Annotated in this window: 15 protein-coding genes and 1 pseudogene; 6 read left to right on the top strand and 10 right to left on the bottom strand. The window is 51.4% G+C overall.

Annotation, left to right across the window (positions count from 1 at the left end):
- Nucleotides 1-265: 265 nt before the first annotated feature.
- Nucleotides 266-3,040 carry a type I DNA topoisomerase gene (topA, locus tag H6G89_RS22665; protein ID WP_190510650.1) on the bottom strand — a complete coding sequence of 925 codons (2,775 nt, stop codon included), beginning with the start codon at nucleotides 3,038-3,040 and terminating at the stop codon, nucleotides 266-268.
- 668 nt (nucleotides 3,041-3,708) lie between these two features.
- Between topA and H6G89_RS22660 the strand changes: the two genes are divergently transcribed.
- Nucleotides 3,709-5,286, top strand: a complete 1,578-nt coding sequence (locus H6G89_RS22660) for an NAD(P)H-quinone oxidoreductase subunit N (RefSeq protein WP_190510648.1) — start codon at nucleotides 3,709-3,711, stop codon at nucleotides 5,284-5,286.
- Between the two features lie 279 nt (nucleotides 5,287-5,565).
- On the top strand, nucleotides 5,566-5,691 hold the full coding sequence (locus tag H6G89_RS35850) for a hypothetical protein (RefSeq protein WP_255519492.1): 126 nt from the start codon (nucleotides 5,566-5,568) through the stop codon (nucleotides 5,689-5,691).
- On the opposite strand, the gene H6G89_RS36615 is transcribed toward H6G89_RS35850, so the two are convergent.
- From H6G89_RS36615 to H6G89_RS22640, 5 genes and pseudogenes are all read right to left on the bottom strand, one after another.
- A complete protein-coding gene (locus H6G89_RS36615) occupies nucleotides 5,672-6,496 on the bottom strand; it encodes a thiazole synthase (RefSeq protein ID WP_339384520.1) in 825 nt (274 codons plus the stop codon). The two genes, H6G89_RS35850 and H6G89_RS36615, sit on opposite strands and share 20 nt — an antisense overlap.
- Nucleotides 6,497-6,718: 222 nt before the next feature.
- A pseudogene (gene thiO, locus H6G89_RS36610) lies at nucleotides 6,719-7,708 on the bottom strand (glycine oxidase ThiO); the annotation flags it as partial.
- Nucleotides 7,709-7,955: 247 nt separating this feature from the next.
- Entirely contained in the window at nucleotides 7,956-8,312 is a 357-nt protein-coding gene (locus H6G89_RS22650; RefSeq protein ID WP_190510644.1) for a hypothetical protein, read from the bottom strand.
- Nucleotides 8,313-8,439: 127 nt separating this feature from the next.
- Nucleotides 8,440-8,946 (bottom strand): hypothetical protein, encoded by a 507-nt coding sequence (locus H6G89_RS22645; RefSeq protein ID WP_190510642.1) that lies wholly within the window; start codon nucleotides 8,944-8,946, stop codon nucleotides 8,440-8,442.
- A complete protein-coding gene (locus H6G89_RS22640; protein WP_190510640.1) occupies nucleotides 8,939-9,295 on the bottom strand; it encodes a 2Fe-2S iron-sulfur cluster-binding protein in 357 nt (118 codons plus the stop codon). Before H6G89_RS22640 ends, H6G89_RS22645 begins: the two co-directional genes overlap by 8 nt.
- A 135-nt stretch (nucleotides 9,296-9,430) precedes the next feature.
- On the opposite strand from H6G89_RS22640, the gene cimA reads away from it, so the two are divergent.
- The 3 genes from cimA to H6G89_RS22625 all read left to right on the top strand — a co-directional run bounded on the left by cimA (nucleotide 9,431) and on the right by H6G89_RS22625 (nucleotide 14,826).
- Nucleotides 9,431-11,149, top strand: coding sequence for a citramalate synthase (gene cimA / locus H6G89_RS22635; protein ID WP_190510638.1), 1,719 nt, complete (start codon nucleotides 9,431-9,433; stop codon nucleotides 11,147-11,149).
- Between the two features lie 416 nt (nucleotides 11,150-11,565).
- Nucleotides 11,566-13,362, top strand: a complete 1,797-nt coding sequence (locus H6G89_RS22630; RefSeq protein ID WP_190510636.1) for a BTAD domain-containing putative transcriptional regulator — start codon at nucleotides 11,566-11,568, stop codon at nucleotides 13,360-13,362.
- Nucleotides 13,363-13,443: 81 nt separating this feature from the next.
- Nucleotides 13,444-14,826, top strand: coding sequence for an FAD-binding oxidoreductase (locus tag H6G89_RS22625; RefSeq protein WP_190510635.1), 1,383 nt, complete (start codon nucleotides 13,444-13,446; stop codon nucleotides 14,824-14,826).
- A 562-nt stretch (nucleotides 14,827-15,388) separates the two neighbouring features.
- On the opposite strand, the gene H6G89_RS22620 is transcribed toward H6G89_RS22625, so the two are convergent.
- Nucleotides 15,389-15,823 carry a hypothetical protein gene (locus H6G89_RS22620; RefSeq protein WP_190510634.1) on the bottom strand — a complete coding sequence of 145 codons (435 nt, stop codon included), beginning with the start codon at nucleotides 15,821-15,823 and terminating at the stop codon, nucleotides 15,389-15,391.
- Between the two features lie 1,183 nt (nucleotides 15,824-17,006).
- On the opposite strand from H6G89_RS22620, the gene mnmE reads away from it, so the two are divergent.
- Complete coding sequence (mnmE, locus tag H6G89_RS22615) at nucleotides 17,007-18,419, top strand: tRNA uridine-5-carboxymethylaminomethyl(34) synthesis GTPase MnmE (protein ID WP_190510633.1); 1,413 nt, start codon at nucleotides 17,007-17,009, stop codon at nucleotides 18,417-18,419.
- Nucleotides 18,420-18,747: 328 nt separating this feature from the next.
- Here mnmE and H6G89_RS22610 read toward each other — a convergent pair whose 3' ends face one another.
- The 3 genes from H6G89_RS22610 to H6G89_RS22600 form a co-directional block, all read right to left on the bottom strand.
- Nucleotides 18,748-19,347, bottom strand: coding sequence for a MarC family protein (locus H6G89_RS22610; RefSeq protein ID WP_190510632.1), 600 nt, complete (start codon nucleotides 19,345-19,347; stop codon nucleotides 18,748-18,750).
- A 176-nt stretch (nucleotides 19,348-19,523) separates the two neighbouring features.
- Nucleotides 19,524-21,263, bottom strand: coding sequence for an ABC transporter ATP-binding protein/permease (locus H6G89_RS22605; RefSeq protein WP_190510631.1), 1,740 nt, complete (start codon nucleotides 21,261-21,263; stop codon nucleotides 19,524-19,526).
- A 617-nt stretch (nucleotides 21,264-21,880) separates the two neighbouring features.
- A complete protein-coding gene (locus tag H6G89_RS22600) occupies nucleotides 21,881-23,407 on the bottom strand; it encodes a family 10 glycosylhydrolase (RefSeq protein ID WP_190510629.1) in 1,527 nt (508 codons plus the stop codon).
- Nucleotides 23,408-23,720: the final 313 nt, after the last annotated feature.

The following is a 23,720-nucleotide window of genomic DNA, read 5'->3' as shown; positions in this document are numbered from 1 at the left end:
GGACGCCACTACCTCCCCCAAACCCCCTAGCAGAAGGTGTTTGAGTTAACCCAAAGGCGCGCTTCGCATCTGTACCCAGTTCGCGTGCTTTTGGTAGTGACAAGATGTTTGGGAGAACTCAAAGTCCCCCAGAATTAAAGGATTTAAGGAGCTGAGAGGACTCCTAAGAAACCAGTTTTGCAAAAGAGGCTTAAACCTCCTCCAGGCGTCGATAAACAGGGTTGGAATCAACCCCCTTTCTTCCTATTCCCCACTCCCCATCCTGTTACTCAGACGACTTTGCCGATTTTCGGCTCGTCCCTGAACGAGTCGATTTTGTGGTTTTAGTCGTTTTGGTAGTTGTGGTCTTTTTGGCAGTGGTTTTCTTAGCCGCTGTCTTTTTAGCCGTACCTGTCGCTTTTGGTTTTGCCGCCGCTTTGGTCTTACCTGCCGCCTCAGACTGGCTAGCACGACTCGATCGCGCTTTACTACCCTTCCCTTTGGTGCCTGCTTTTTCTGCTAATGCTTTGACGGCTGCCTCCATCGAGATATCCTCTACTTTGGCTCCTTCAGGGAGTGAGGCATTGATTTTGCCATGTTTGATGTAGGGACCATAGGGACCGTTGTAGATGTTGACGGGTTCACCATCCTCTGGGTGAGCACCCAACTCGCGCAACGGAGTGGCTGTTTTGCCCCGACCCCGTCCCAGTTTTGGCTCTGCCAGAAGCTCCAATGCCCGCTCGAAGGTAATGGTGAAGACATCATCATCGCCCTTGAGCGATCGATAGTCTTTTTTGACTTTGCCATCCTCGTCCTTGCCCAGGTCATGAACAATGTAGGGACCGTATTGCCCCAGGTTTGCCTGCACCTTGCGCCCGGTATCGGGGTGCAATCCCAACGTTCGGGGGAGTGAGAGCAGGTTGACCGCCTGTTCTAAGGTGAGCTCCTGTGGATTCATCCCTTTAGGAAGAGAGGCACGTTTCGGCTTGGGATTCTCGGTTGTCTCATCTCCTAACTGCACATAGGGACCGTAGGGACCAATGCGTTGATAGATCGGCTCACCAGTCTCAGGGTGAAAGCCAATTTTGTCGGGTCCCTCGATCTTCTGCCGCAATAAAACTTCGACCTGTTCAGGGTCGAGGTCAGATGGGGTGAGGTTTTGCGGAATGTTGGCTTTGACCAACTCCTCACCATTGTCAACTTCGATGTAGGCTCCATAGCGACCAATCCGCACTTTGGCGTCTAACCCCTCCAGGTCGATCGCCCGTGCCTCAGTAGGATCAATCTGGCTTTCACGCTGTTTAACCTGAGTTTCGAGACCAGAGCTACCTAGATAAAACTGCTTCAGATAAGGGAGCCACTCCGCCTCACCCGTCGAAATTTCGTCCAGGGTTTGCTCCATGCGAGCGGTAAAGCTAGTGTCTACCAGATCGGGAAAGTGGTTTTCCAACAACCGAGTCACTGCAAACGCTGTGAATGTGGGCACCAAACTGTTACTGATCATCTGGACATAGCCGCGATCGATGATCGTACCGATGATGCTGGCGTAGGTGCTGGGTCGTCCGATCCCTTCGCTCTCCAGGGTTTTGACCAGAGACGCTTCCGTGTAGCGAGCTGGGGGTTGAGTTTCGTGGGCGATCGCCTCCAAGTCCTGGCATTCGGGGTGATCCCCAACGGTTAGGGTTGGCAGAATCACTTCTTGACTCTCAATCGCCGCATTGGGATCGTCTGACCCCTCGACGTAGGCGCGGAAGAAACCGGGAAAGTCGATGCGCTTTCCGGTGGCGCGGAACCCAGCATCTTCGACCTGAAGCTGAACGGTAACGTGGGTTTGCCGTGCTTCTGCCATTTGGGTGGCAACGGTACGCTTCCAGATCAGGTCATAAAGTTGCAATTCCCGACCGCTCAAGCCTGTTTGCTGCGGCGTGCGGAAGGTGCTTCCGGCGGGACGAATCGCCTCGTGTGCCTCTTGGGCACCTTTGCTCTTGGTGGCATATTGGCGCGGTTGAGGGCTGAGGTAGGCAGTGCCGTACATTGCCTCAACACAACTCCGGGCAGCGGCGATCGCCTGTTGCGACAGATGCACCGAGTCTGTTCGCATGTAGGTGATGTAGCCCTGCTCATAGAGGCTTTGCGCGGTTCGCATCGTCTCCCGCGCCGATAGACGCAGTTTGCGGTTGGCTTCCTGTTGCAGGGTTGAGGTGGTGAAGGGAGGTGAGGGTTTGCGAGTGGAGGGGCGTTCCTCCAAATTCGTCACTGTCCAGGTGCTGTCTGCCAGACGATCTTGCAATGCCCTGGCTTCTTCTTCGTTGAGCAGGAGAACTTGCCGTCCTGCCATAATTTGCCCGGTGGATTCATCAAAGTCGCTGCCTGTGGCAATGCGAGTTCCTCCGAGGGTCACCAGACGAGACTCAAAGGGAGTGTTGTCGTGGCTCAACATTGCCTTGAGATCCCAGTAGGTACCTTTCCGGAAGGCACGGCGTTCGCGCTCTCGTTTAACAATCAGTCGGACGGCTACTGACTGCACCCGCCCAGCAGAGAGCCCCCAGGCAATCTTCTTCCAGAGCAGCGGAGAAAGGGTGTAACCCACGAGGCGATCGAGGATGCGGCGAGTTTCCTGAGCGTGAACCAGTTGCTCATCTACCGTCCGGCAATTCCTCAAGGCTTCCTGAATGGCTTCTTCGGTGATTTCGTGAAACACCATGCGTTTGACGGGCACTTTCGGTTGCAATACCTGAAGCAAGTGCCAGCTAATGCTTTCACCCTCACGGTCTTCGTCAGTCGCCAGGACTAGCTCATTGGCTTCTTTGAGCGCATCTTTCAGCGATTTGACCACTTTCTTTTTATCTTGAGGAATAATATAAAGTGGTTCAAAGTTGGCATCGACATTGACCCCGATCTTTGCCCAATCCTCACCTTTGTAGTTTGCCGGAATGTCACTGGCAGACTGCGGCAAATCACGCACATGACCCATAGACGCTTCTACTCGGTAGCCCCTGGGCAAATAGTTACGGATTGTTTTGGCTTTAGTCGGAGATTCAACGATGACGAGAGTTGACATGGGCTTCGGTCACGCTTTAAGGAAACGTTGGTTACGCAATTCAGGCAAGAGAGCAAAGTGAGATCAGCACTTGACAAATGATTCTAGACTCTCAAATTCCAACCTAGCGAGGGAATCGATTCGATGCAACAGTGTAACCTCATGGAATATAGCAATCCTAAGTAATCCTAATTAAACTTAAACAATTCACCAGGAAGTTTTCCTTGCCCTGGTGTGAGTTTGTGGTGTCTATAGATCTCTACTTATAGACCATATCGGCAGAAACAAAGATGGAATTCATTGATTTGCAACAGAGCTAGAAGCATGGCGCGGTATGATTGCACTTAGTGCAGCTTTCCCGCTTGGGAGATGTGAACTGTCAGCCTGATCTCGAATTTCTTGAATTTCACCCGGAGTTGGTACATTTATCAAGTTTTGAGATAGCGTTTAGGAAGCTCAAACCGTCATTTTGGGAAGGTTTTTCCCTCTCGAAAGGACTTTGCTCCTAAGCTCCTCGGTTCCATCTTGCATTTGTTGTAGCGTTTGTGCTTACAACATTGGGATGAGATTAATGGTGATTATCATGTCTTTTTGATAATTCATCCCATTAATCCATTCTGGGTTTTAGTGAACCTGCCCCTGAGTTCTCTCACTTTATTTTTGCCGACCGCTCAAGCTTCCAGATTCTTATGGACTTTGACACCCTTGCAGCTCAGTTAAATGCCGGAACGATTTTACCGGAGGGAATTGTAATTGCAACCCTGATGGTCGTTCTGGTGGGTGATTTAATCGTTGGGCGATCGTCTGCTCGATGGACTCCCTATGTGGCGATCGCCGGACTTTTGGGGGCGATCGTTGCCCTCTATTTCCAGTGGGATGTGGCTAACCCCATCTCCTTCTTAGGTGGTTTCCACAGCGATACCTTCAGTGTCATCTTTCGGGGCATTATTGCCTCCTCGGCGGTCTTCACCATCCTGATGTCGGTGCGATACGTCGAGCAATCGGGCACCTCCCTGGCTGAATTCATTACTATTCTCCTTACGGCAACCCTGGGCGGAATGTTCCTCTCTGGAGCAGACGAACTGGTCATGATTTTCGTTTCCCTGGAAACCCTCAGTATTTCTTCTTACCTGCTGACGGGCTACATGAAGCGCGACCCCCGCTCCAACGAAGCAGCCCTGAAATATCTGTTGATTGGAGCCGCCAGTTCCGCCATCTTCTTGTACGGTGTTTCGTTGCTGTATGGGTTGTCGGGCGGTGAAACTCGCCTGAGCTACATCACAGAAAACCTGTTTGTTGAGGGACAGGAACCTTCTCTGGGGATTGTGATTGCTCTGGTTTTCGTGATTGCGGGTATCGCCTTCAAAATTGCGGCAGTGCCCTTTCACCAGTGGACACCCGATGTTTATGAAGGTTCTCCCACTCCCGTGGTGGCGTTTCTCTCCGTTGGGTCAAAAGCCGCAGGGTTCGCTCTGGCAGTCCGCCTCCTGGTCAACGCTTTCCCCATCGTTTCGGAGCAGTGGCACTTTGTTTTGACGGCATTGGCGATCCTCAGTATGGTGCTGGGCAATGTGGTGGCTCTGGCGCAAAACAGCATGAAGCGTCTGCTTGCCTATTCCTCGATTGGGCAGGCAGGATTTCTGATGATCGGGTTGATTCTTGGTACGGATGCAGGCTACTCCAGCATGGTGTTCTATCTCCTGGTTTACCTGTTTATGAACCTGGGTGGCTTTACCTGTGTCATTCTCTTCACCTTGCGAACCGGAACCGATGAAATTAGTGAATACAGCGGGTTGTATCAGAAAGACCCTCTGTTGACACTGGCACTCAGTATTTGTCTGTTGTCATTGGGCGGTATTCCACCGTTGGCTGGCTTCTTCGGTAAGCTCTACCTCTTCTGGGCAGGTTGGCAGTCTGGTGCCTACGGGTTGGTTCTCATCGGTCTGATCACCAGCGTGATTTCCATCTACTACTACATTCGTGTGGTCAAGATGATGGTGGTCAAAGAGCCAGAGGAAATGTCAGAAGCGGTGAAAAACTATCCTGAAGTGCAATGGAATTTGCCAGGAATGCGTCCCTTGCAGGTGGGTCTGGTGATTTCCTTTGTGGCGACCTCTCTGGCGGGAATTCTCTCGAACCCGCTGTTTACGCTGGCAAATAACTCCATTACTCATACGCCGATGTTGCAATCTCCTCCTGTGGCAGAGCAACCTGCGCCAATTCAAAACACGGCTCAAGCCATCGTTGAAACTGAGCTTGAGTTGTAGGAATTAGGCTTGAGGGTTTAACTGAGCTGAGATCCCCGGTTTCCTAAGTACTGCTATTCATAGATAGGGTTTGGAAATAAAACCAGGGGGCTGTGGGGGCTGCGCCCCCAGCCAGGGGTTCCACCCCTGCACCCCAAATTCCCACCCTTATTTACGACGAGTTGTACTAAGAAAACGGGGATCTTTTTGAAAGCTGGAGGAAAACAGTTTTATAGCTTTGGTCAGAACGCTTGGAATTGCGGACTAATCTAACGCCAGTTTGGTTTAAGAGCCTGGCGAATGAATTCGCGGCTATCCTACCTATCGAATGTGGCTACAGCTATACAGGAGCGATCGCCCTCTGTCTTCCCCATTCCCCATTCCCGACTCCCCATTCACCCCTGTCTTACGCGATCGTTCCGGTGAGGGGTGAACTGGCACTGGCGATCGCCTTTACGGGAATGCGTCCTGCCAGGTATGCCATGCGTCCTGCCTCAGTTGCCATACCCATTGCGCGACCCATCATCGCAGGATTTTGAGCCTGGGCGATCGCCGTATTGATCAGCAGCGCATCGGCTCCCATTTCCATAGCTTGTGCTGCCTCACTGGGTGTACCGATCCCGGCATCTACCACCACAGGAACAGTAGCATTCTCAATGATGATCTGGATATTAGCAGCGTTTTTGATGCCCTGCCCGGAGCCAATCGGGGAACCCAGGGGCATCACTGTTGCACAACCCACTTCCTCCAGGCGTTTTGCCAGGAGTGGATCGGCGTTGATGTAGGGCAGTACGGCAAATCCCTCTTTCACCAATTGCTCAGCCGCTTGCAGTGTACCGATCGGGTCGGGCAGCAAATATTTGGCATCGGGGATTACTTCCAACTTGACGAAATTGTTATCTTCCTGCCCCAGGAGTTTCGCCATCTCGCGCCCTAACCGTGCTACCCGAATGGCATCCTCAGCCGTCTGGCATCCAGCGGTATTGGGCAGCATCCATAACTGGTTCCAATCCAGAGCTTCGCCCAGCCCTTCGTGTCCGGGAGCGTTGGTCTGCACCCGCCGCACCGCCACCGTCACAATCTGGCAACCGCTGGCAGTGATGCTTTGGCGCATCTGGTCAAAATTGCGATATTTACCCGTACCCGTCATGAGCCGCGAAGAAAAGGATCGTCCGGCAATCACCAGGGGAGTATCTTGAAGCGTTTGAGTTTGAGGTTCGAGAGTTTGCACAGGAGTAAGGGGAGAAGCGGGTTGGAGTTGAATAGAATGGGTTGTGGAGTGAGCGGCAGGAGCGATCGCTGTCGAAGTTATCTGAGGTTGGGCAGAGAATTGAGGCGATCGCCCATAAAAGCGGCTCCAGGAGAAATGCTCGAGTAGGGGGTCGGTACGTTGTTGCCAAACCTGATCGGCAATGAGTTGAGCCGTCACTGGAGTTAACAGAATACCATTGCGGTAGTGCCCGATCGCCAGCGTCAAATTATCACATAGACTGGTTCCCAGGATTGGCAACTCATCGGGAGTCGCTGGTCGAAAGCCCCACCAGCATTCCTGAATGGGAAAGTGCTTTAGCGTCGGGTAGAGGTGAATCGCCCCATTCACCAGGGTTTGAATCCCCTCCATGGTGTTGTGGGGAGTGAAGCCCACTGACTCGCTGGTGGCTCCAATTACAATCCGTCCATCTCGGCGTGGCACGATGTAACTGTCAGGTCCATATAACACTCGTTGGAGTGGCAACCCATCGGCGTAACCGGGGGGGACGCTGACTGCCAGCATCTGTCCTTTTTTGGGGTAAACGGGAACGGGTAGCACTTCCTGCGACCATGCCCCGGTCGCCAGAATGTAATGATCTGCTTGCCAGTCGTGCGCCTGGGTCTTCACACTGAGGACGCGCCCCTGTTGCTGCTGGATTCCAGTGACGGTGATTCCCTCCTGGATATCAACCCCCAAAATTTGAGCCGTCGATCGCAATGCTTGCGTCAGTGCTCGATTATCCACCTGTCCATCTTCGGGAAACCACCATCCGCCGATGACATCTTCCCCTAATCCGGGTTGCGCTAGATGAATCGCGGATCGATCGAGCCAATAAGCAGGTGAGGCTTGAGTATAGATGGGATTGGGAGAGTTTGCCTGGTCTGCCTCAGCCGTATAAACGGGAGCGAGAATGCCACATGCCCAGTATCCAGTAGAGGTGCCGCTGATCTCTTCTAGCTTGGCGACCCACTCAGGGTAAAGGGCACGGCTCCTGAGCGACAGCTCCAGCATGGCCCCTGGCTCCAGACCTTCAGCCTGGGGAGCTAACATACCCGCAGCCGCATGGCTTGCCGCTTGTTGAAAATCACGACTAAGAACGGTGACAGTGGCTCCGCGCAACTTCAGTTCAACCGCGATCGCCAGACCAACAACGCCACCCCCGACGATTAAAATGTCACTTGTTTTGTTCATGAAAAAACGGCAGCGATCGCCGCAAAGAATGGCTTAAACCTATTACCAATTTAAATCGGTTTGGTGATCTTGAGTGGGGAGTGGAGAAGCGGGAATGGGGAGTAGGGAGTGAGGAATAAGGAGTAGCTTTTTTCCCTCTTCCCTCTTTCCTCTTCATTCTTCTTTTTTCTCTCTTCTCTCTTCTCTCTTCTCTCTTCCCTTTTATCCTTTATCCTTCATCCTTCATCCTTCTTTTTTCCCCCTTCCCTTACCATCCCCCACGAATACTCCGGTTTCGCGAAGATCCTCTTGAGGTATTGGTGTTTGTGTTTGTGTTTGTGTTTGTGTTTGTGTTGGCACCCGATTCGGGTTGTCCACCGTAGGCTGGAGCTTGCTGAACTGGGCTGGAGGGCAGATTGTAGGGATCGGTTGCTTCATCAGTTTGGCTAGCACCAGAGTTGAAGAAACCGGAGAGGGGAGTTCGGTCTACAATCGGACCAGCAGCAATTAGACCCATTAGGACGAGGACAACAAATCCCACCACTCGCAACGGTCCTTGTGCCAATGTCCCAACCATCAGTGCCAGAGCAGCAAGCACTAAAAAGAATCCCAGTACCTCAACCATGCCACTGCCTCCTTGCACTTGAACAGATCGTGGAACAAAGTTGGCAACTTACAGTTTAGCGAGGGAATATCGGAAAACTAACCCTCGCAAGCAAGATTTTTCAAGGAAATTACAGTGTCTTTAAAAGTCACCATCCGCCAGTAATTGGTTGTTGACTGGGTCGTTGGGTGGTGGTTCGGTTAGCCGGAGGTTGATAGTCGGGCTGATAGTCCTCTTGTGGGGTAGATGCTGGGGCCGCTGCCGCAGGTTGCCCATTGGAGGACGCGACGTAGTAGGCTGCAAAGGTTGGAACATTTCTTAAGCCAATTCTGGCTTGCAGGGGTGTGTCAGAGTCAGTGGTTGTGGCTGGACTGGCAGCCGCCGTTGGAGAGGTGGTTGGGCTGGCGATCGCCGTTGGGCTAGCGGTCGGGCTGACCGTTATATTGACATCTGGGGGTGGAGTTTGCGGAACCGTGTTTGCAGCTCTCGACTCCATAATTTGATTAAACATAGAGCGAGCCGCGATCAAAAACAGACCCGTCAATACGGCAATGACCACGAGACGAATCAAGCCCTTAGTGGCTCGGCTAATCAAATAGCCCGCCAGGATAAACACCAGTAATAAAATGATCGCTCGAATTACAACTTCATTCACATTGCCCCCCTTCGCCTTCGGCAGTCCACACTGGGTTGTCACCGTGTCCCCAAAATCCATCAAACTTGGTGACTTTCACATCTCCTAAAACCTGAGTTTGACAGGCAAGTCGGCGATTTTGCATGAGAGAATGGGGAGGAAGTGATCTCCGTGTTGTATCTCGCCAGTTGGGTTCGGACACGGCTCCCTCAATCTGAACAGCGCAGGTGCCACAGGTACCGATGCCACGACAGTTGATCCAACGAGATTGTCCATTGTGGAGATCAATATCATATTGCAGGAGCACTTGACGCAATTTAGCCCCCTTGGAACAGTCGATGATTTTTCCTTGGGCTGCTACTTTAGGCATAGCGACTCCTGATGCAATCCATTGTAGTTCCTCTGTATTCCTTTATCTTCCTTTAACAGTCTACGATTAGCTCTCTCCCCCTGGTTCAAATTTCTCTAGTTCTCCGTTTCTCATCTCTATCTTTAGTTTGCATCCATGACCTTAGATACCTTCGAGTTTTCAACCGCACCCAATCGCCCACTGTGGATCTATGACACGACCCTGAGAGACGGGGCACAGCGTGAGGGGTTGTCGCTTTCGATTGACGACAAATTGCGGATTGCCCGCCAACTCGACCGGATGGGAATTCCGTTTATTGAAGGGGGATGGCCCGGTGCAAACCCAAAGGATGTGCAGTTTTTCTGGCAATTGAAGGAAGAACCCCTGACCCAGGCTGAAATCGTGGCATTTTGTTCAACCCGTCGCCCCGGTAAGACGGCAGCGACTGATCCCATGCTGCAACCGATTCTGGCGGCAGGTACACGCTGGATCACCCTGTTTGGCAAATCGTGGGATTTGCACGTTACCGAGGGGCTGAAGACCACACTGGAAGAAAACCTGGCGATGATTCAGGACACCATCGAGTACTTCCGCAGTCAGGAGCGGCGCGTGATCTACGATGCGGAGCACTGGTTTGACGGCTACAAACGTAATCCAGAGTATGCCTTGAAGACCTTAGAAGCCGCGATCGCTGGAGGAGCCGAGTGGCTGGTTCTCTGCGACACCAACGGGGGCACGTTGCCCCATGAAGTGAGTGCGATCGTGCAGGAGGTGTTTCAGTTCGTTGAAGCCAGAAATCGGGCTTTACCTGAAGATGCCCGTTTTCTGCATCCCCAATCTCAGCTCCCTCCCATCGGCATCCACACCCACAACGACTCCGGTACAGCCGTTGCTAATGCCCTCGCTGCGGTGATGGGCGGTGCTCGCATGGTGCAGGGAACGATTAACGGCTATGGCGAACGCTGCGGCAACGCCGACCTCTGTACGTTAATTCCTAACTTGCAACTGAAGCTGGGCTTTCAGTGTGTTAGCGACGATCAATTATCAAAGCTAACTGATTCCAGTCGTCTGATTAGCGAAGTGGTGAATCTTGCCCCCGACGATCACGCGCCTTTCGTGGGATTGTCTGCCTTTGCTCACAAGGGTGGCATCCACGTTAGCGCAGTCGAGCGCAATCCTCTGACTTACGAGCACATTCAACCCGAACATATTGGCAATCGTCGCCGGATTGTCATTTCTGACCAGGCAGGTCTGAGTAACGTCCTGGCAAAAGCTCGTACATTTGGCATTGACCTCGACAAGGAAGACCCCACCTGTCGGCAAATTTTGCAACGCCTCAAAACTTTGGAAAACCAGGGCTATCAGTTTGAAGCCGCAGAAGCCAGCTTTGAACTATTGATGCGTGAGGCACTGGGGCAACGTCCCCGATTTTTCCAGCTTAAGGGCTTCCAGATTACCTGCAATATGGTGCCTGAGGTGAATGATGGGTGTAGTCAGGCGATGGCGACTGTGAAAGTGACGGTGAGCGATCGCGACATTCTAGAAGCAGCCGAAGGCAACGGTCCTGTCTCAGCATTAGATTCAGCCCTGCGTAAAGCTCTGATCAACTTCTATCCCATCATTTCCACCTTCCACTTAAGCGACTACAAAGTAAGGATTTTAGACGGCACCGCTGGCACCTCTGCCAAAACACGAGTGTTGGTGGAATCTAGCAACGGGCATCAACGCTGGACAACGGTAGGAGTCTCGACCAACATCATTGAAGCGTCCTATCAAGCGGTCGTCGAGGGATTAGAGTACGGACTGATGTTGCAAGATCAGGTGAAGGTGGCGTGCGGTGAAACCGATACCGCAAGGGTCGCCTCTAGTAATTGACGGATGGCTTGTTGACGCCATTAAGCATTGCCCTGATGAGGTGGAACAGCTGCAAGAGAAACCCAGGTGGTGTTCCAAACCTGTTGATAACCTCTGTAAGACCCCCTGTAGTCCCCCTTACCAAGGGGGACGGCGACAGCCGGGGGTTAGTGGCAACAGATCTGAAACACTACCGTTTCATCTATGCGGCTTCGTGTCGATCTTCAGTTGTCGAGGTTCTACCCTCGCCATCCGTCCCTGAATATTGCTATCCATTTAGGATGAACGAATCGCACACGTTCCAGTTGAGCGGTTGCAAATAACCGTTGCAACCTGACCCAGGGCTTTTGCCAGTCCGCTCCAGCAGGGTGGTATGCAGTTGAGTAGATAGTTGTTGCGATTTATAGTTTGCCTGCGGCTTGTGGGAAAATCTGGGTATGACCTTGAGCATTGAGTTACTTGGATACCCACGGGTAGTGCGCGACGCTGTGAATCGGCAGCCAAGGGGGCGCAAAAGTTGGTGTCTGCTCGCGTATTTGTTGCTAGCGAACCAGCCAATTTCGCGTGAACGATTAGCAGAATTGTTGTTTCCGGCAGCAGATGATCCACTCGGTGCCTTGCGTTGGAGCTTGTCCGATCTGCGCCGTGTGCTGGGCTCAGGCTGTCAGCTGTCTGGCGATCCGCTGGTGATGATCCTGCCCTCTACCGCTGTGGTAGATGTCGATTTAGTTTGTCGAGGACGCTGGGATGAGGCACTTGAGCTGCGGGGGTTGGGTCAGGATCTTTTGGCGGGTGTCAGTGTTTCAGGCAGTGCTGCATTCGAGCTATGGCTGTTCAGCGAACGACATCGCCTTAACGGGGCTACCGAGGCCATCCTGCATGAGGCGACCTTAGCCTGTTTAGCAGAAGGGCGCATCAACGACGCACTCAAATGCGCCTCACGGCTGGTGGATCTCAACCCGCTCGATGAGGCTCACCACATTCTGCTGGTGCAATGTCTTCGAACGGCTGGGGACTATGATGGAGCCGCTAAGCATGCGATGCACTGTACTGACCTTTTCCGGCAGGAGTTGGGTGCGGAACCCAGCCCAGTGCTACAGGAGGCGATTCACCAACCTACAATCAATCTATCTAAAACACGCCCTTATTCCCTACAGGCCATGCTTGAGGCAGGGGAGGCTGCGATCGCAGCAGGGGCCATTAGCCAAGGCTTGCAAACCCTACGGGAAGCGGCAACCCTGGCCCGCCAGGAACAGAATCATCAACTCTTAGCTCGGGTCCTGGCGGCCCTGGGGCACGCCCTTGTCCATGTCGGTCGGGGGAGTGATGAGGAAGGCGGGGCGGCGTTGCATGAAGCTGTCTCGCGCGCCATTGAGGTGGGGGATGAGCGTACCGCTGCGATCGCCTATCGAGAACTGGCCTTCGCCGACCTGGAGCGGGGGCGTTATCACCGTGCCCTTGAACTCTTGGGTGAGGCCACCCGCCTCGCCGCCGGAGACGACGCTGAAATGGCCTGGATTGAGTGCATCGAAGGAGCCTGTCTGAACGATCAGGGCTGTTACTCCCAGGCCCTGGCAGTACTCCGTTCCGCTGTGCAACGGGCTGAGCGCACTGAGTCCCCAGAGGCATTAGTATTTGCCCGCTGCTGGGTCGGTCGCTTGCACCTGTTGCGGGGCGAATTTGCTGAGGCCACGTCAGTGCTTGAACGAGCACTACAGGAGGCCCACGCTTGCTGGATGGCGCTAGCCCCCCTTCCCGAATCTCTTCTTGCTGAGGTCCATCTGCTAACGGGTGATCTCGGCACTGCCGCGAGCCAGTTAGAACGTGCCTTTGTTATGGGGCGACAACTCGACGATCCGTGTTTAGAAAGCATCGCCATGCGTGGACTGGGGCTGGTCGCCATCGCACGGGGGCAAATCAGCCGGGGCTATCAGATGCTCATCGATGCACCCCGCATCTCTCGACGCCTCCCCGATAGCTATCGATGGATTGAGGCCTATGGGCTGGATGCGCTGTGTCGGGTAGCGATCGCACAGGGGCAGAAGGCGGCACCTCGCTGGATTGCGGATCTCGAATCACTTGCTGCCCGGTGTGGCATGCGGGAGCTTGTCGTTCGGGCACTGTTGCACAAAGCTCGGCTCGGTGAGCCAGGTGCGTTTGAGACCGCTCACGACATGGCGACTGCGATCGATAACCCCTTTCTCCACAGCACCATCGCTCAGATTAAGTTCTGAAAGGTTTCACACGCTGCTTCACACGGCCATCTTTGATGATTGTTGAGATGGGTTAGCAGCCCCACAAGGAGGAACCGTACCATGACATCTCACACTCTCAACGATGTCGCCTTAAAGGAACTGCGCGATGGCTTTATCGGCAACATCATCACGCCCGATGCCCCAACCTATGATGAGGCTCGGAAACTCTTCAACGCGATGATCGATCGCCATCCCAGCCTGATTGCTCAATGTGCTGGCGTAGATGATGTCGTCCGCAGTATTCACTTTGCCCGTCAGCATGGCCTTGAGATTGCCGTTCGTGGGGGCGGACATGGGGTTGCGGGTAAGGCACTCACCGAAGGCGGACTTGTCATCGACCTGCGGCAAATGCATTCCGTCTCAGTTGATCCAGTGGCTCGCACGGTAACGGTTGGGGGTGGGGCCACTATGAGCCACCTTGATCGGGGTACAGAACCCTATAGGCTGGCGACAACGGGGGGACGAGCCTCTACAACAGGAGTGGGTGGATACATATTGGGAGGGGGCAGTGGTTGGCTTGACCGCAAGTTTGGTCTTGCCTGTGACAACCTCCTCTCCGTCGAACTTGTAACGGCTAATGGTGATGTTATTCGTGCCAGCGAAACCGAACACCCAGAACTCTTCTGGGCACTCCACGGTGGGGGTGGTAACTTCGGAGTCGCCACGTCATTTACGTTACGGTTATACGAGTTGTCGTCGGTAAGCGTGATGTTGCTGGTGTGGCCCCCCGAAGCCGGGGTAGACGTGCTTCGCACCTACCGAGATTTCATGGAATCAGCCCCCGACGAAATCGGTGGGGGTGCCCTCTTTGTGACTGGTCCCGCAGAGGAATTTGTGCCCGAATCTCTAGTCGGCAGGTTGGCCTTCGTCGTTCTCGTTACGTATGCTGGCCCATTATCCGAAGCTCGTCAGGTTGCCGCCCCCATGCTGGCACTGGGACATCAGGGAGAGTTTATTTCAGAAATGCCCTATGCCGATCTCCAGTGTATGCTCGACGATCCTCCCGGCTACCGCAACTATTGTTCCGTCGAGTATCTCGATGCATTCCCAGACGAAGCCATTGATCGATTCTGTGCCCATGCCAACACCATGATTGTGCCTTCAGCATCTCAGCATATTCTTTTACCTCAAGGCGGTGCATTAGGACGTGGGCGCGCCGACTATCCATTGCCTTGGCGACAGGCTCCCTGGCTGATTCATCCCTACGGTCTGTATCAAGATGCGGCAGATGATCAGCATGTTCGGCAGTGGACTCACGATATTCGAGCTGATCTCAAACCCTGGGAAAGCGGTGCGGTCTACCTCAACTTTATCGGCGACGAGGGCCAGGATCGGGTTGTGGCGGGTCTTGGTCAGGAGAATTATGCAAGGCTCGCAAAAGTCAAAGCTCAATATGACCCGGAAAACGTCTTTCACTTGAACCACAATATCAAACCAACTTGATCAGCCCTGGTCGAAAGCACCAATTGCAAGTAGGTATCCACTGCATAACAGTCTAATTAGATCGATTTTTGCAACCTAATACCCCCGTAGACCCATTAGGATGATTTTTTCACTCTATTTGGAAAATGGGATATTAGGTGGATTCGGATGCTGGCATATTAATCTCTATTCAGAAAATGTGCTGATTTTGTCTAGCATTTTTTCTGGTTCTATGAGCTTTGCTTGCATACTAGTACAGCAAAAAATAAGTTTTGAAAGGGGTGAAGGGGTGGAACCCCTGCTTGGGGACGAAGCCCCCAAACCCCCTACATTGAAGAACTTTGTGTTCGCAACACTAGTAAACTAATATTCCAATTAGATCGATTTTCCATAATGAGTGAAGACCAACCTCGCCCTAAAAATTGCTCGATCAGGTGCGAGACGTGATTCGGCTCAAACATTATTCCGATCGCACTTAAGAGAGTTAGCTGTATTGGGTTCGGTGTTACGTTAACCAATAAAAAAGCACAGCTATTGCCGTGCTCTCTAATATTCATCAGTTTGATGCAATCGATGAGATGAATTAGGACATGGATGTGGCTTTACTGTTACCGTTGGTACTAGTCGATTCCGTCGGTGTAGTTGCTTGAGTAGATTGGGGAGCAAATGTTGTTTGAACAGAAGTCGGGATTGCTCGACTGCTCTTACGTCTAGAACCCCCTGCTTTGGCATACTCAATGCTACTTCTGCCATAGATGGAAGCAACTCCACTGAGCATCCGCTCTGACAATTCTGAAAGGGCTGCATCGAGTTGAGCTAGGGTTTTGCGTGATTCATCCAGATTCGACAAAAGTGTGTTGTGAGCTTCAAGGGCAGCACGGGTGATTTCAATCTGTCGGCTATAGGCTGCGTTCGTGAGTCCGTGTCCGAGGTCAAGATGCTCATGAATCGATTTGAATAGAGCAAGACGACGTTGAGCTTTGTCGAGGGCGGTAGAACCGCGAGTTTGCAGAGGCATGTAGATGCTCCTTGCTAAAGATCTTCTCTAACTCTATTGATCAGTTTTTGGTTTGAGTTGAGTGATTTTATGGATTTGTTAAATGATCAACGTAAGGGTTTAGTTGGCTGTCTGTGGTTTTACTGACTGGTTGAGGTGGTTAGTTGGTTTGGCATGAAATTAACGTTGGCAACCGTAAGAATAACAAACGAGTCCTCAAAACTAATAAACGAGTCCTCACAACTAACAAACGAGTCCTCAAAACTAACAAATGAGTCCTTAAAACTAACAAATGAGTCCTCAAAACTAACAAATGAGTCCTCAAAACTAGTAACTAAGACCTCAGGAATAACAAACCAGCCCTCAAAACTAGTAACTAAGATCTCAAAACTAATAACTGAGACCTCAGCAGTAACAATTGAGGTTCCAGAACTAACAAACGGGGGCACTGAAGCTGTACGGTCATGAAATAGGCGTTGCTGAAATGACAAATGATACGTAAATTCCCAACGTGAGCGAGACGCTCACCCTATCGGGATCATTACAAGGGAGTGCGAGCATCTTGCTCGCGATTTCATATCCTCAATCAGCAACGCCATGAAATACTCTCTGTCATCAATAAATTTTATAGGTCTAATAATTCTTCTAGGACTAACGTAAATTCTGGAAGGCTCTAGCCTCAACTCTGGGTTGCTACGGCAAATCTGCTCAAACGGATCATCCATCAGTTCCAACGTGGGGCGTAGGGTTAGCGTCAGGGAAGCCATGTTTGAGGTGCGCTAATGTTCGTATTCTGATTAACGTTTATCCCTCTTTAATCGCGTTGGATGGAGAGTATTTTTCCGAAAACCTTCTAGCTTCTAGCCAGGAATGTACGCATGGAGGCTCTGCCTCCAACCGTTGCTTTAGGAGGCAGAGCCTCCGTCACTCCATTCCCAAGCAGGAGCTTGGAAACGAGGTTTGTATGAGATTTGTTGACGAAGAGAGTGACAGAAGAGGGATACATCTCAATCATGGATTGAAGCTCTTGAGAGAGCTAGTAGACCAAGGCGTAAGTTCACTAACCTTTGGAAGTTACGGAGTTCAGGCAAGGGGCTTAAGCCCCTTGTTAATGGATAGGTAGACTTCCGCCGCCAAGGACTAGCAAGTTATCTGTTCCTCAATCACGTTAAATTGAGATCTGGGTTGCGTAATCGTAAATGGAATGACCAAGATTTTACAGGGAGAAACGATCGCCGCTATTGCCACTGCTATTGTGCCGCAACAAGGCAGCGTGGGAATCGTGCGCCTATCTGGATCAACGGCAGTTGCGATCGCCCACCAACTCTTTCATGCACCCGGCCAGCAACCCTGGGAAAGTCATCGCATTCTCTACGGTCAGGTACACCATCCTCAGAGTCATCAAGTTGTGGATGAAGCGTTGCTGCTGTTGATGTTGGCACCACGATCCTACACGCGAGAAGATGTCGTGGAGTTTCACTGTCATGGGGGAATCATGGCGGTGCAGCAGGTGTTGCAGTTGTGTCTGGAGCAAGGAGCACGACTGGCGGAACCGGGGGAATTTACCCTGCGAGCCTTTTTGAATGGACGAATTGACCTGACTCAAGCAGAAAGCATTGCCGATCTGGTGGGAGCGCGATCGCCCCAGGCGGCTCAAACTGCATTAGCAGGGCTTCAAGGCAAACTGGCACAACCGATTCGACAACTACGGGCAACTTGTCTGGATATCTTGGCGGAGATCGAAGCCCGGATTGATTTTGAGGAAGACCTGCCACCACTGGATGAAGCCGAGACTAAAGCTCAACTCACGCAAGTTTTGGCTACAGTTGAACACATCTTAGCCACTGCCGATCGCGGAGAACTGTTGCGGACGGGGCTAAAGGTGGCGATCGTGGGTCGCCCAAATGTTGGCAAGTCGAGCTTACTCAATGCCTGGAGCCGCAGCGATCGCGCCATTGTCACTGACCTGCCGGGAACCACTCGCGACGTGGTGGAATCGCAATTAGTGGTGGGTGGCATTCCCATTCAAGTGTTAGATACCGCAGGCATTCGCGAGGCAACCGATCAGGTGGAGCGCATTGGAGTAGAGCGATCGCGTCAAGTGGCTCAATCTGCCGATCTGGTGTTGCTCACCATCGATGCTCAAGCGGGATGGACAGATGATGACCAGATGATTTACGACCAGGTAAACCATCGTCCGTTGATTCTTGTGATTAATAAGGTGGATTTGTTAGGAAATGAGAAATCGTTACCGAGCTACCCTGACGCGATGCGAAGCAGTCCCCCCTTCGGAGTAATCGCCCAGGTCGTTCAAACTGCTGCTTCTCAGAACCAGGGAATTGATGCACTAGAGCAAGCAATTTTAGCAACCGTTCAAACGGGAACTCTGCAAGCCGCCAACCTTGATGTTGCAATCAACCAACGTCAATCCGCTGCATTAACTCGTGCCAAAGCCGCTTTGTATCAGGTGCAAGAGGCGATCGCCAACCAACTTCCCCTCGATTTTTGGACAATTGATTTGCGGAGTGCCATTCAAGCGTTAGGCGAAATCACTGGAGAAGAAGTCACAGAATCGGTGCTCGATCGCATCTTTAGCCGATTTTGTATTGGTAAATAAAAGGGGCAGAATGGCAAAACGGGAAAGAATTAATTGTCGATTGCTAATTGCAACTACCAACGACAGTCACGTTCCCCATACTTAACACGTTACAGAGTGTAGAAGAAATCGAAGAATGAAAATGGTTTCAACTCACACTAGTACAGCAAAAAATAAGTTTTGAAAGGGGTTCCACCCCTTCACCCCGAATTCCCACCCCTATTTACGACGAATTGTACTTAGCTCCCTTAAAAGAGTTACCGTGTACACAGATCTCGGTTGAGATGCTAATCTTCTGCACGATACCCCTCACTTCCCCTTTTAAGAGGGACTTTAGACTATTGACCCTTTAAGTCACCGTCAAAAACAACTCCCGAATCCCTTCACTGCCAATTTCAACCGCAAGAGCCGCTAACAGAAATCCCAACAACTGCGTGGCAATAATGGCTCCCTCCTCACCGATTAACTTGTCGATCTGACTGGCTTGACGCACGATGATCCAGGTGACGAGCATAGCGGATAAAATGCCGATCGCCACGCTGACCTGAGCTTCTGGAGATTCTGCCATTAGCAACATGACCGTTGTCAGAGTTCCGGGTCCGGCTAAAAGGGGCAACGCGAGTGGGGTAATCGCAACATCCCGGTTTTGCTCGACAATGGGAGTTTCTAGATTGCCCTGCAACATATCCAGCGCAATCAATAACAACAGCAATCCCCCTGCCACTCGCAGCGATCCCATGCTGATGTGCAAGTAGTCCAACAGAGCTTGACCTGCAAAAGCAAACACCAGCAAAACCGCTGTCGCCACCAGGGTTGCACGGTCGATTACATTATTGCGTTGGTCTGCCTCCATGCCCTTTGTCAATAACACCACAATAGGAGCATTACCCAGAGCATCTGCCAAAACAAATACAGCGACAAAGGTTTGAACCAGGACTGAGATATTCACTACGATATGTGAGAAAAGGATTGCTCTAACAGTAGCGCAATTCAATCATCTGCAATAGCTCTGATGGAGGGAATGAAAAGGTAAGGAGGCAGAGCCTCTGGCACTTCACTTCTAGGCAGGATCTTGGAAACGAAGTCTGGAGAAGATAGGTTTGCGGGGAGAGTGATAGAAGAGAGTTACGCCAGCACCTCTGTTTCTAAAGCATACTCCTGAGCGGGAAGCACCTTCCAACGGCTGTCATGCTCCAATTTCAAAACGTGGCGGTGATACTTCAGTAGGCTAGAGCGATGTCCAACACTGATATAGGTGGTTTGAGAGGCTTGAATGATTTTGTAGATCAAAGCTTCATTCTTCCAGTCGAGCGCACTGGTTGCCTCATCTAAGATGGCGTAGCGGGGTTTTGTCATCAAGAGTCGAGCGATCGCCAACCGTTGCTGTTCCCCTAAAGACAAAACGTTTGCCCAATCAAGTTCTGCTTCAAAACCGCCTACCCGCTCTGGTAGATCTGCCAGATTGACCTGTTGTAAGACCTGACGCAGTTGATTTTCATCCACACTCTGATGGACGTTGGGATACAAAAGCTGTTCTCGCAATGTGCCCAACACCATATAAGGTCGCTGCGGTAAAAACAGCATTTCTTCTAGATTGGGACGTGTGATCTTGCCCGTGCCACAGTTCCACAACCCGGCGATCGCCCTGAGAACAGAGCTTTTGCCGCAACCACTATGACCTACAATGAGCAGACCATCTCCAGGTTGAAGTTCAACCGAGAGATCGCTAACCAAAGTAGACATCCGGTTAGGCGTTTGCAGTGTCACATGATGCAGTGACAGCACATCCGCGTTGACAGTATCGATTGTGGAGTGTTGAGCGGGCATATCCGTTTGATCAAGGGCTTCGCGAAATGCCCCCAGACGCTTGATCCCCGCTGCAAACGCCGTTAATTTTTCAAACTGTGTCACGATGATGGACAGTGCCCCAAAAATTTGGCGAAAGGCGATCGCGGCTTGAGTAATCGTGCCAAAGTCAGTCTGTCCCGACAAATAAATGGGTGCAACGACCAGATAGGGTAAGGCTGCCACCAAATATCCATATCCGGTGGTAAAAAAGTCTAGATTTCGTTGCCAACCAATCAACAAATCGTAGTTGCGAATGGCTTGCATAAAGCGGTCTTTAACAGACAACGATTCTCGATCTTCACCCTGGTAGAAGGCGATCGCCTCGGCATTATCCCGCACATGCACCAATCCATAGCGAAAGTCAGCTTCGCGTCGTAGTTGATTAAAGTTGATTGCAATCAATCGCTTACCAATGAAGGTAGTGATAATTGTGCCACCGATGGCATACACCAGTAAGGTTGCCGTCAGGGGCAGCGAAATGGAGATCAACACACCCGTAAATGAAAAGAGCGTAATGATGGCACCTAATACAACCAGCAAAAACTGCAAACTGGTAACAGTAAAAGAGTTAATATCTTCTGAAATTCGCTGGTCAGGGTTATCTAAGTCGGTGTTTTGATTGATTTCGTAATAGGCTCGATTGCGGAAGTAGCGATCGAGAAAATCTTTGGTCAACCATTCGCGCCAAAACCGCCCCAGTTTGTCGCGCAAAAAGCCATAGAGCACCACAATAGGTGTCCCTAAAATCAAAATGCCGATGTAAATAAAGATGTATCGCCAAAAGGTATCTGCTTGTTTTTCAGCCAGTGACGTATCGACAAAGCGGAATACAAAACTGATACCCACGTTCAACCCGTTCACAACTACCGACATGATCAGCAGGAGTGCAAGTAATCCTCTCGCTTTCCAGCGTTGCTCTGAAAACCAGTAAGGTTTGGCGATTTGCCAAAACTGTCGAAAAAGTCTGCCATCAATTCGGCTATTCGCTTCGTTGGATGAGTCGGGCGATGCGTTCATACGGCTTCACAAGAGTTCAAAAGGTTCAATCATTGCGAATAATATAGCGAAAGATAGATGAGAAAAGGCTGAGAAGAACAGTACGGGATGGGAATTAAATCAGTTCGATAGTGGATAGGGGCGGGTTTTGCAGATAAGTTCTTGGGTTTGCTATCAGTAAATAGCTAACCCGCCCCTACGAGTGTTCGCATTTGCACGAAAACCATTTAAGTCGGTATTACACAGACGAGGCTTTGTTACTCCATTTCCAGTCAAGAGTCTGGAAACAGGGGTTGGATAAGATTTGTTCGTAGAACGAGTGATAGAAGAAGGCCGAGGCAACTGAACGAGTTGTTATAGCGATCGCCAAAACCATTAGGACATTGAATTTGAGTCCTGCTGAGAGAGACGCGATTAATCGCGTCTGTCCTGTTGAGTGCCTTGTCTTAACTGAGGTGACTACAGCTATATACCGATTTAATGTTTGATTGTGGCAGATCACTGGGTAGGGCGTTTTGCAAAACGCCCTTACGGAATCATGTGCAGCGAAGCCAATTCAAATTGGTATTAGGACATCTCTCAAGTTTGAACGTGATGTCCTGCCTGCCTTTCAGTCCTCAGCCCTCAGTCCTCACTAGCTACAGCCGACAGAATTTGCGTTGCTGATCTGCTTGAGGGAACTGCCAGGAATAAGCGAAGTGGCTGATAGAGGTGATCTGGGGTACGGCTTGATGAATCGCTTGCATTTGTGCCTCTAGAGACGGTCGTCCGTTGGCGGCTCGTCCCCACGTCCCTGCCAGCACGGGCATCACTTTAGTGCCTCCCGGAGCCTGAGTAGAAACACGTTGAACCTGGGCGACAATACAATCGGGAGTGCCACAGATGGCATAGGACATCGGATGCCACTCAATGTTGTTGGGGAAGCGATCCCAGGGTTGCAAACGAGAATCATATCCTCGCCCGATCGCCAAATTGCCATCAGGAAAGAAAACCGCTCCGGCGGTGATTCCCTGCCGTTGTACCGGAAGAATCGACATACTTAGAAAATCCAATACGCCTTGAATGGCATGACCCACCGACAAACGCCACAACTCCTGTTGCAGGTAAGGTTGCGCCTGCTCTGGAGTAATTGCTGTATTACCGTTGGGATTCAACCCCTGCCAGAGTGGTTCGCCATCCTGGGGATACAGGCTTCTAATACTGGCAACATCGCCAGCGGTAATGTAACCGCGACTAATAAAGCGACGAATCAGTTCACGTCCACTCTGGTTGAGGGCACGTTCATACAGAGCATTTTGGGCTGCCGAGCCATAGATCCACAAATCACTTACACGGCTTGCAACGGAAGCGGCACCCGTACCACGGGGATAACGAATGTAATCAAACAACACTCCATCCGGACGCCGACGGACGATCGCCTGTACAAGGGCATAGTAGTCTTGTTTGGCGCGAACATTGTAGGGATCAATAAACGTTTCATCGGCGTTGACGCTGCCAAAGTCAGCATTTGCCCCGCCATCGGTGCGAAACGTCAGGCTGGTATGTCCGGCACCATTGCGGGCTAACACCTGATCTGCCCCTGGACGCTGACTGTAGGTGTAACCAAAATTCATGGTGAACATCCAGGCATAGACCTGTAAGCCCCGTTCTCGACCCTTTGCGATCGCCTCGGCTAACAAATCGCGATCGCTGTAACCGGGAGTCCGAATCATCGACACCCACGATGTATTGTTGTCGCTTTGGGGCAAGAGCACCTGCCCATTGGCAAACACTTCGACATAAACCTGGTTGTAGCCCCGACTGACGATGTTGTCTAAGATCTCTTCGAGTGCGCCAGGACGGACATCACAGGGATAGAGGCGTAGCCAGATTGCCTGCGTTTGGAGCCAATTTTGGCGGCGACACTGGCGCAGGGTGTTGGCGTGTTGTCTGGTCAACTCTCGGTAACGATTTTGAGCGGTGCGATCGCCCTGAATCGCTGCCTGTCGCAGGGCATCGGTTTGGGCTATTTCGGCGGGAGTGAGTTGGCAATAGGGAGCCGTATGAGCTTGAGCCGTTTTGCTCCATCCCAAAGAGCTAACCAAACTGGTGGTAATGAGAGCGGTGACAAGATGGCGTTGGAGCCGACTGGGTTGCAGGTGAGAGAACGAACGCAGAAATTTCATCGAATTGTAACTACCACTCTTCTATACGATTTCTCACAGGTTGAGGTTACGTCAGGATCGACAACTCAACGATCTTGGGACGCTGAAACGCCCCTGCGGGTGCCCGCCATTTCAGGAGGAATGGCTTCGCATCACGTAACACCCCTTTCCAATCTCAACTCCTATCTAAAGTTAGATAGCCAAGTAAAGAAATGCTCCATAAAATTCTAATAAGTTTAATTCATAAACTTCAGATTTGCACTCCTCTTTTTGCTCCCGATTTCACCTTGGAATGTTTGTTGGAGCAATTTTTCGGTGCCTCTAAATCATTAAC

It is taken from the genome of Oscillatoria sp. FACHB-1407 (assembly GCF_014697545.1).
Lineage (GTDB): Bacteria > Cyanobacteriota > Cyanobacteriia > Elainellales > Elainellaceae > FACHB-1407.
Note: the sequence above shows the minus strand (reverse complement) of the source record. Positions and strands in the feature narration are given on the sequence as shown.